10 protein-coding genes are annotated in these 8,216 nt (G+C 62.2%); 7 read left to right on the top strand and 3 right to left on the bottom strand.

Annotated elements, in window-relative coordinates; genetic code table 11:
• Positions 1-15 precede the first annotated feature (15 nt).
• The 4 genes from thrS to EN949_RS29620 all read left to right on the top strand — a co-directional run bounded on the left by thrS (position 16) and on the right by EN949_RS29620 (position 3,699).
• Positions 16-1,992 carry a threonine--tRNA ligase gene (thrS, locus tag EN949_RS29605; protein ID WP_127366465.1) on the top strand — a complete coding sequence of 659 codons (1,977 nt, stop codon included), beginning with the start codon at positions 16-18 and terminating at the stop codon, positions 1,990-1,992.
• A gap of 84 nt (positions 1,993-2,076) precedes the next feature.
• On the top strand, positions 2,077-3,015 hold the full coding sequence (locus EN949_RS29610) for a GNAT family N-acetyltransferase (protein WP_127366466.1): 939 nt from the start codon (positions 2,077-2,079) through the stop codon (positions 3,013-3,015).
• Positions 3,016-3,119: 104 nt separating this feature from the next.
• Positions 3,120-3,395: a type II toxin-antitoxin system ParD family antitoxin gene (locus EN949_RS29615; RefSeq protein WP_127366467.1), complete on the top strand. Its 276-nt coding sequence runs from the start codon at positions 3,120-3,122 to the stop codon at positions 3,393-3,395.
• Positions 3,385-3,699 (top strand): type II toxin-antitoxin system RelE/ParE family toxin, encoded by a 315-nt coding sequence (locus EN949_RS29620; protein ID WP_127366468.1) that lies wholly within the window; start codon positions 3,385-3,387, stop codon positions 3,697-3,699. Before EN949_RS29615 ends, EN949_RS29620 begins: the two co-directional genes overlap by 11 nt.
• Positions 3,700-3,720: 21 nt before the next feature.
• On the opposite strand, the gene EN949_RS29625 is transcribed toward EN949_RS29620, so the two are convergent.
• Positions 3,721-4,683 (bottom strand): hypothetical protein, encoded by a 963-nt coding sequence (locus EN949_RS29625; protein WP_127366469.1) that lies wholly within the window; start codon positions 4,681-4,683, stop codon positions 3,721-3,723.
• A 157-nt stretch (positions 4,684-4,840) separates the two neighbouring features.
• On the opposite strand from EN949_RS29625, the gene EN949_RS29630 reads away from it, so the two are divergent.
• Positions 4,841-5,425: a nitroreductase gene (locus tag EN949_RS29630; protein ID WP_127366470.1), complete on the top strand. Its 585-nt coding sequence runs from the start codon at positions 4,841-4,843 to the stop codon at positions 5,423-5,425.
• The gene (locus tag EN949_RS29635; RefSeq protein ID WP_127366471.1) at positions 5,426-6,034 is read left to right on the top strand and encodes a flavin reductase family protein; all 609 of its coding nucleotides are present in this window, start codon (positions 5,426-5,428) and stop codon (positions 6,032-6,034) included. It begins immediately after the preceding gene.
• A 17-nt stretch (positions 6,035-6,051) separates the two neighbouring features.
• Here EN949_RS29635 and EN949_RS29640 read toward each other — a convergent pair whose 3' ends face one another.
• Positions 6,052-6,768, bottom strand: a complete 717-nt coding sequence (locus tag EN949_RS29640) for a TetR/AcrR family transcriptional regulator (RefSeq protein ID WP_127370969.1) — start codon at positions 6,766-6,768, stop codon at positions 6,052-6,054.
• Between the two features lie 396 nt (positions 6,769-7,164).
• Here EN949_RS29640 and EN949_RS29645 point away from each other — a divergent pair, with 396 nt between their 5' ends.
• Complete coding sequence (locus EN949_RS29645) at positions 7,165-7,839, top strand: isoprenylcysteine carboxylmethyltransferase family protein (RefSeq protein WP_127367730.1); 675 nt, start codon at positions 7,165-7,167, stop codon at positions 7,837-7,839.
• Positions 7,840-7,846: 7 nt separating this feature from the next.
• Here the strand turns inward: EN949_RS29645 and EN949_RS29650 are convergent.
• On the bottom strand, positions 7,847-8,216 hold a 370-nt coding region (locus EN949_RS29650), incomplete at its 5' end, for an aldolase/citrate lyase family protein (protein ID WP_164782580.1).

The raw sequence follows: 8,216 nt of genomic DNA on the forward strand, positions 1-8,216 counted from the left end.
GGATAGGAGATATACATGCTGAATTCCGTTTCCCTGACATTTCCCGATGGCTCCGTCCGCGAATACGACGCGGCGATGACCGGTGCCGGCCTCGCCGAATCGATCTCGAAGTCGCTGGCCAAGAAGGCGGTCGCCTATGCGATCGACGGCACCGTCCGCGATCTCAGCGATCCGCTTGGCAAATCCGGCAAGGTCGAGATCGTCACCCGCGACGACCCGCGCGCACTCGAACTGATCCGTCACGACGCCGCACATGTGTTGGCGGAAGCCGTGCAGGAATTGTGGCCGGGAACGCAGGTGACCATCGGGCCGGTGATCGAGAACGGGTTTTACTACGACTTCGCCCGCAACGAGCCGTTCACGCCTGACGATTTTCCCGTGATCGAGAAGAAGATGCGCGAGATCATTTCGCGCAACAAGCCGTTCACCAAGGAAGTCTGGTCGCGCGACAAGGCGAAGAAAGTGTTTGCCGACAAGGGCGAACGCTACAAGCTGGAGCTGATCGACGCCATTCCCGAGGATCAGGATCTCAAGATCTACGCGCAGGGCGACTGGTTCGACCTTTGCCGTGGCCCGCACATGGCCTCGACGGGGCAGATCGGCAACGCCTTCAAACTGATGAAGGTGGCCGGCGCCTATTGGCGCGGCGATTCGAACAATCCGATGCTGACCCGCATCTACGGCACGGCCTGGGCTGATCAGGCGCAGCTCGAAGCCTATCAGACGATGCTGGAGGAGGCCGAGAAGCGCGACCACAGGAAGATCGGCCGCGAGATGGACCTGTTCCATTTCCAGGAAGAGGGGCCTGGCGTCGTCTTCTGGCACGCCAAGGGCTGGAAGATGTTCCAGAACCTGGTCAACTACATGCGCCGCCGCCTCGACGAGCAGGGCTATCAGGAGGTCAACGCGCCGCAGGTTCTCGACAAGAGCCTGTGGGAGACGTCAGGCCATTGGGGATGGTATCGCGACGCCATGTTCAAGGTGACGGTGGCCGGCGACGATACCGATGACGACCGGATCTTCGCTCTGAAGCCGATGAACTGCCCGGGCCATGTGCAGATTTTCAAGCATGGGTTGAAGTCTTATCGCGATCTGCCTGTCAAACTTGCAGAATTCGGCAACGTCCACCGTTACGAACCATCCGGCGCGCTGCACGGGCTGATGCGTGTGCGCGGTTTTACGCAAGACGATGCGCACATCTTCTGCACCGAAGAGCAGCTGGCGGCGGAATGCCTGCGCATCAACGATCTGATCCTGTCGACCTATGCTGATTTCGGTTTCGACGAAATCAGCGTCAAGCTGTCGACGCGGCCGGACAAACGCGTCGGTACCGACGAGGCGTGGGATCACGCCGAGGCGATCATGGGCGGCGTGCTGGAGACGATCAGGACACGGTCCGGCAATCGCATCAAGACCTCGATCAATCCGGGTGAGGGCGCCTTCTACGGGCCGAAATTCGAATATGTGCTGAAGGATGCCATCGGCCGCGAATGGCAGTGCGGCACGACGCAGGTCGATTTCAACCTGCCGGAGCGGTTTGGCGCCTTCTACATCGGCTCGGATTCCGAGAAGAAGCAGCCTGTCATGGTTCACCGCGCCATCTGTGGCTCGATGGAGCGCTTCCTCGGCATCCTGATCGAGAACTATTCCGGCCATTTCCCGCTGTGGTTCGCGCCGCTGCAGGTGGTGGTGGCGACGATCACGTCGGATGCCGACGACTATGCGACCGAGGTGGTGGCAAAGCTGAAGGCCGCTGGGCTGTTGGCGGAAGCGGATCTGCGCAACGAGAAGATCAACTACAAGGTCCGCGAGCACAGCCTGGCCAAGGTTCCGGTCATCCTCGTCTGCGGCAAGCGCGAAGCGGAAGAGCAGACGGTCAACATGCGCCGACTGGGCTCGCGCGACCAGGAATCGCTTGGCCTTGACCAGGCGATCGCGCAACTGACCGAGGAAGCCGTCACACCCGACCGCCGGCGCACACGCGCGGCCTGATTGGCATAATTTCGACCAAATGGCGGTGGAGCGATCCACCGCCATTTTCATATCCCTGTCACGCCGACCTTGTAACGAGCCCCTATGCTCAAGTTGAAATTGCGCGAACGACCCTTTCCCGAGCTTTCCTATGCCAATCCGCGCCAGCCGGCGCTGACGCGCTGGTTCATACATTCGGTCGAAGGCTTGTCGGGCCGCGACCGCTACACAGCACTTTATGATTTCTGGCGCCGCCAGATCGTGCCGACCGGCGAACGCGTGTTCAGCCGCATGCTCGACCTGATCGACGTGCGGGTGCGGACCGCTGATCAGTGGCCACCCGCGCAATTGCCGGACACGCCGCTGGTGATCGTCGCCAATCATCCGTTCGGCATCGGTGACGGTATCGCCGTGCTGTCGCTGGCCGAGCAGCTCGGCCGTCCGTTCCGGGTGATGATCCACAAGGATCTGCTCAAGATCCGCGAGATGGAGCCTTATTCGCTGCCGATCGACTTTTCGGAGACCAAGGATGCGCTGAAGAACAACATGGCCGTGCGCCATGAAGCGGTGCGGTTGCTGAAAGAGGGCGTCACCATCGTGGTATTTCCGGCCGGCGGTGTCGCCACCGCGCCAAAGGGTTTTGGCCGGGCGCGCGATCTGCCGTGGAAGATGTTTCCGGCCCGCCTCGTCCAGGACGCCAGGGCGTCGGTCATCCCGATGCATTTTTCCGGGCAGAACGGCAGGCTGTTCCATCTTGTCAGCGGGCCGATGAACATGGCCGAGCGCGACGGCCGGGTGGCCAAGTTCGTCGGCAAGGCCTCGCTGACGCTGCGCACGTCGCTGCTCATCCACGAATTCGCGCGGCTGTCGGGCAAGGCGATCGACATGCGCGTCGGCGATGTGCTGAGCTGGAGCGAACTGGAGCCGTTGCGCGACCGCAAGGCCTTGCTCGACCGCCTCTATCGCGGCGTGTTCGACCTGGCGCCAGCTTTGCCACGCCGCCGGATCCCGTTCCTGCCGGCGCGGACCGAGCTGGCGGCTTGAACAATAAACGTCCGGCTCACAGGGCCGAGTCTTGGCTGGCCGTTGAGAAAAATAGTATGACACTGTAATGTCATGCGCTATATTGGGCAAGGAAAGAGCTTGCCATGAGAACCAGCAAACCGATCACCGTGACCCTCGGCCGCCAGCAGGCCAGCGTTGACGTACGCCTGGCGTCGGGTGCCTACGACTCCGCCAGCGAGGTCATGCGCGCCGCGCTGCGCGCCCTCGACCGCGAAGAGCAGACCATCACCGCGATCATGCGCGCCAAGGTCCAGGAAGCCCTTGACGACCCGCGTCCGGACATCCCGGCAGAAGACGTCTTCAAAGCGCTGCGCGCCCATCATGCGGATCGCATGAAGGCCTCCAAGCGTGACACATAAGGTCGTCTTCAGACCGGCGGCTCAAGCCGACCTCTTCGCCATCTACGACTACATCGAAAACGACAGCGGGAGCAGACGTGCCGACGACTATGTCGACCGCATAGAGGCCGCGTGCATGGCGCTGTCCAACTTCCCGGAGCGCGGGACCGTGCGCGACACCGTTGGCCCCGGCGTCCGCGTCGTCGGCTTTGAACGCCGCGTGTCGATCATTTTCCGGGTCGACGGTGACACCGTGGTCATCCTGCGCGTGCTCTACGGCGGACAGGATTATCCTGCTGGTTCAGAGGATGACGCAGACACCTGATTCTTCTGGTGGAATTTCGAACTAATCCGCGCCTTCTTCAGGATCCATCGCCGCGGCCTCGGTGGCCAGAACCTCGATTTCCTGGTTCTGCCCGGCCACGACCGTAAAATCCTTCTGGTAGATGCGGTCGCGGTTCTTGGCGATGATGGTGTAGTCGCCCTCGGCCAGCACCATCGAGGCGAAAGCGCCGACGGTTTCCTTGATCGGATCGCCGGACTCGTTGAGCAGTGACCAGGACGTGTCGGCGATCGCCTCGCCACCGGTTTCGCGCACCAACTTCATCGTGATCTCGGCGGCGTGATGCTCGACGGTGGCTTCGGTCAGCTTGCCGGCCTCGACGCGGATGTCGGAGCGAATGACTGCATTGACCGCGCCATAGGTCGAGACGACATGGTAGATGCCGGCGTTGAGCCGCACGACGCTGTTGGGCTCGACATCGGGAATGATCAGCGCGCGGTCGCCATTGGCCTCGGCAGTGCCCTCGTAGATCGAAAAGCGCAGCTTCTTCGGTGGAATGCGCACGCCGCCGGACAGCACGGCGTCGAGCTTGAGGCCGCCGGCATCGAGCACGAGGCTTTCGCGCTTGGCGTCCTTGCCGACAGTGATGCGTTTGGTGGCGCCGGCCCGGCCGTAGGAGGCGTGAACCAGATAGCTGCCGGGTTCGAGCTGGAAGACGGCGGTGCCGCCATGCGAGGAGGCGACCATCGGCAATTTGCCGTTGACGGCTTCCGGCTTGAAGACCCGCCAGACGATGCCACGCGTGATGTCGGAACCCTTGTCGGTCAACTGGGCAGAGAGTGTGATGGCACCGCCGCCGCTCAGCGCCAGTGACGTCTCGCCTTTCGGCGTCGCGTAGCTCGAAATTCCCGGAAGCTTCAGGTCGCTGACACCGTCGACATTCTGCGCCATGGCGAACGAAACCGGCGCCATGAACAGCAGGGCGCCGACCCAGACCAGGAAAAGACGGACAGTCCCCTCAAACATGCCTTGCGTTGAAGCCCATGGCGGTGGCAATTTCAAGGCTTAAGAGTCCGACCGATACGACTCTTCCGTCCGGCGTATCCCGCGCCAATGCCCGAGCCGCCCGAATCCCCGATGGTGCGCTTCAGCTCAAAACAGAATGTCCAGGAGACTTGCGCCCATGGCGTCGCCGATCATCGACTTCCTGCTGACCCGAAACTCCGCACCGATTCCAGATCTGAAGGAGCCGGCGCCGAGCGATGCGGAGATCGCGACAATGGTCACTGCTGCCTCCCGGGTGCCCGATCATGGCCGGTTGGAGCCCTGGCGCTTCATCCTCTACCGTGGCGACGCCCGCGTCGAGATCGGCAGGCAACTGGCAGCACTTGCCGAGCAGCGGGAGGGCCCATTGACGGAGGGCCGCCGCAATCAGGAACTGGCGCGGTTCTCGCGCGCACCGCTGGTGATCGGCGTCGTATCTGTCCCCAGGGAGAATCCAAAAATCCCGCAATGGGAAATGTTCCTGTCGGGCGGCATGGCGGCGATGAACCTGATGATATCAGCCAACGCGCTGGGCTTTGGCACCAACATGATCAGCAACTGGTATTCGGATGTGCCGGAGGGCAGGGCACTGCTGGGGCTGGCGCCGCAGGAGCGGGTCATCGGCTTCATTCATATCGGCTCCTATGCCGGCCCGGCGCCGGAGCGGCCCCGGCCCGATCCGGCAAAGCTGTACAGTGACTATTCGGGGCCGTGGGTCGGCTGAATGTTCTACGAGCCTTCAAAGGGCCACGGCCTGCCGCACGACCCTTCGAAGGCGATCGTGGCGCCGCGTCCGATCGGCTGGATTTCGACACTGAACAGGGCTGGTGAGATCAACCTCGCGCCATATTCCTTCTTCAATGCCGTTTCGACGCGGCCTTTCATCGTCTGGTTCTCCTCCGAAGGCGAGAAGGACAGCGCCTCCTTCGCCCAGGAAACCGGCGAGTTCGTCGCCAATCTGGTCAGCCGCGATCTCGCGGAGAAGATGAACCGCACGTCGGTCAATGCTCCGCGCGGCGTCAACGAGTTCGTCTATGCCGATCTTGCCATGGCGCCGTCGCGCCTGGTCGCCCCGCCGCGCGTGGCGGCAGCGCCGGCCGCGCTCGAATGCCGGGTGACTGAAGTTTTTCGGCCAAAGGCCCTGGACGGGTCGCCGACAAGTGCCGTCATCGTCGCCGGTGAAGTGGTCGGCGTGCATAGCGACGACGCCTTCCTGACGGACGGCCTGTTCGACATCACCAAGGCCGGCAATGTCGCTCGTCTCGGCTATATGGACTATGCCAGCGTCGACGAGGTGTTTTCGATGCGCCGGCCACGCTGGGACAAGGACTAGATATCAGGCTCGGCCAGTTACCGCGCCTGACCGGCACTCGTTCGCCGCCTGGCAGTCATGACGGTGCGCACATAGCCGGGCTCGCCGATCCGAATGCTTCCATCGGGCAGGCCCAGTATGCGGTCGAGGGCGATCTCGTAGAGCCTGACGCGTTTCTCCAGGACTTCGATCGCGGCCTCCATGTCGGCGTCGCTGCCGCCGGCAATGGCCTTGGCCACGACATCACGCGTGGCCATGCCGAATTGCATGACGATGTCGGCGACACCTTCCGGATCGAAGGTCCTGAAAGTGCCGTCTTCGATTCCTTGCCTGATGACCTTGGCCAGCAGCGGTGAAAACGACGCGCTGGCGGCCAGATTGATACGGTGGAAAAGCACCAGATTCTCAGGCCGGAACATCGTCTCGAAAAGAGCCCAAGCTTCCGGCGCGGTTTCGATCTTGGCCCGCCGCGACTGGCTGAGCAGGCCATTCAGGCGGCCAAGCGGGTCGAGGCCGGGATCGTGGAGTATGTCCTGGACCCCAGCCAGTGCCTGTCTTGCAAAGCGATCGGCCAATGCCTCCAGGAGAGCCTCCTTGGAGGGGAAGTAATGATAGAAAGCACCCTTCGAGATGCCGGCGGACGCAATCACGTCATTGAGGCTCGCTTTGTCATAGCCCTGGGTCAGGAACAGGGCCTGGGCATGGTCCAGAAGTTCTTCTCGCCTGAGTTCTGGATGCTTGATGACACGGGGCATGACGAACTTTCTGCACGTGATGGCTGCTCCCGTCCAGTCCCGACGTCGGCAGCCAGGGCAACGAATTTCGGGTTAACGGGTCCCTTCGGAGCCTCCGCCTGCGCGTTGGCTGACGGAGCATCAAACGAAAAACCCGCCTGTGCGGCGGGCCACTGGCGCAAATCAGCACCATGGGCAAAAATGTACCATAGCTGAGATCACCGAGTCAAGAAAAAATTCCTATCACGGAGGCTGCCCGGCAAAAGCGGCCAACACAACCGACTGCTGCAAGCCTTTTGTTAAGCTGGAGTTCGGAGCCTCGGGTCGAAGGTTCGCTTGAACTATAGACCAGTGGTCTGTATGGTAGACCAATGGTCTAAAATACCAATCATCAGCGGATATCAAGGCAGGTCGATCATGATCGCGAAATTGGTTCTTCAGACATTCGTCTGGTTCGTCGCTATGGGCGCCTTGCTCTTCCTGTCGGCCGGCACGCTGCATTGGCCGGGGGCCTGGGTCTATCTGGTGGGGATGGTGGGCCTCAGTCTCACCTTTGGCGTGGCGCTGGCGAGGCGCGATCCCGGCCTGATGAATGAGCGGCTGAGCTCTCCCATCCAGAAGAATCAGGACGCGGCCGACAAGGTGCTGCTGTCCATACTTCTGCTCGCCATCTTTGGTTCTCAGATATTCATGGGATTCGACGTTCGTTTCGGCTGGTCGGCGGTTCCCGTCTGGGTGCAGGTGGTCGGCGCACTGGTCCTGCTGCTCGGAATCTGGATCTGCTATCTGACGATGCTGGAGAACAGTTTTGCGGCGCCCGTGGTCAAGATCCAGGACGAACGCGGACAACGTGTGATCTCCACCGGGCCTTACAGCTACGTTCGCCATCCGATGTATGCCGGCGCCATCCTCTTCTTCGCCGGCACGGCACTTCTGCTTGGTTCCTGGTGGGGGCTGGCGTCGGTGCTCGTGCTCGTCGTTCTCTTGGCCATCCGCACCTTCATCGAAGAGAAAACGCTTCGCGCCGGTCTGCGCGGCTATGACGACTATGTGGCCCGGGTCCGTTACCGCCTGATTCCATTGGTTTGGTAGCAGGCGCTCAGGCGGAAACACCTGCCGCCTTTGCCCGCGCCAGAAGCCGCTCGGCCAGCCGCAGGTGCGGGCGGTCGAACATCTTGCCGTCGATAGCGACGACGCCGGGGCTTCCCGCTGCCGCGAACGCAGCAACGATTGCCGCCGATTGTCTCACCGCCTCGGCCGACGGCGTGAAGGCTGCGTTGATGACCGGCACCTGATCGGGGTGGATCGCCATCTTGCCGGTGAAGCCATCGCGTTCGGCCTCGGCGCACTCCGCGGCGAAGGCCGCCATGTCGCGAAAATTCGGGAAGACGGTGTCGATCGCCGCGACCTCCGCCGCACCGGCGGCGAGTATGGTCATGGTGCGAGCATGACGGAACACGTCCGTGTAG

This window comes from Mesorhizobium sp. M7A.F.Ca.US.007.01.2.1 (assembly GCF_003998165.1).
GTDB lineage: Bacteria > Pseudomonadota > Alphaproteobacteria > Rhizobiales > Rhizobiaceae > Mesorhizobium > Mesorhizobium ciceri.

Excerpts from the sequence above, each read along its gene's own strand:
- thrS (WP_127366465.1), top strand. The coding sequence starts at position 16 with ATGCTGAATTCCGTTTCCCTGACATTTCCCGATGGCTCCGTCCGCGAA.
- EN949_RS29610 (WP_127366466.1), top strand. The coding sequence starts at position 2,077 with ATGCTCAAGTTGAAATTGCGCGAACGACCCTTTCCCGAGCTTTCCTAT.
- EN949_RS29615 (WP_127366467.1), top strand. The coding sequence starts at position 3,120 with ATGAGAACCAGCAAACCGATCACCGTGACCCTCGGCCGCCAGCAGGCC.
- EN949_RS29625 (WP_127366469.1), bottom strand. The coding sequence starts at position 4,683 with ATGTTTGAGGGGACTGTCCGTCTTTTCCTGGTCTGGGTCGGCGCCCTG.
- EN949_RS29630 (WP_127366470.1), top strand. The coding sequence starts at position 4,841 with ATGGCGTCGCCGATCATCGACTTCCTGCTGACCCGAAACTCCGCACCG.
- EN949_RS29635 (WP_127366471.1), top strand. The coding sequence starts at position 5,426 with ATGTTCTACGAGCCTTCAAAGGGCCACGGCCTGCCGCACGACCCTTCG.
- EN949_RS29640 (WP_127370969.1), bottom strand. The coding sequence starts at position 6,768 with ATGCCCCGTGTCATCAAGCATCCAGAACTCAGGCGAGAAGAACTTCTG.
- EN949_RS29645 (WP_127367730.1), top strand. The coding sequence starts at position 7,165 with ATGATCGCGAAATTGGTTCTTCAGACATTCGTCTGGTTCGTCGCTATG.